Origin of the sequence: Paraburkholderia sp. SIMBA_054 (assembly GCF_046534875.1) — a bacterium.
GTDB classification, from domain to species: domain Bacteria; phylum Pseudomonadota; class Gammaproteobacteria; order Burkholderiales; family Burkholderiaceae; genus Paraburkholderia; species Paraburkholderia hospita.
The window spans coordinates 1-272 of record NZ_JAWRXV010000765.1; the positions used below are offsets into that span (position 1 = coordinate 1).

Annotated in this window: 1 pseudogene; it reads left to right on the forward strand. The window is 61.0% G+C overall.

Annotation, left to right across the window (positions count from 1 at the left end):
* A pseudogene (locus SB822_RS57165) lies at positions 1-272 on the forward strand (sugar ABC transporter substrate-binding protein); the annotation flags it as partial.

Sequence of the window (272 nt, forward strand, 5' to 3'; positions counted from 1 at the left end):
GTGAACAAGCCGGCGACGGTCACGCCGATGCGCAACGGTTCGCTGACGCTCTCGCAGGCCATTTCGGACAGCGGCAGCTTCGACCAGGCTACGGCTTCCACGCGGCAATTGTTCGTGATCCGAAATTCCGCGAGCGAATCGCCGCAGATCTATCACCTCGACGCGAGCTCGCCGGTATCGATGATCCTTGCGAACCAGTTCGAGTTGCAGCCGAAGGACGTCGTGTACGTGGGCCAGGGCGGGCTGGTTCGTTTCAACCGTATCCTGAACCT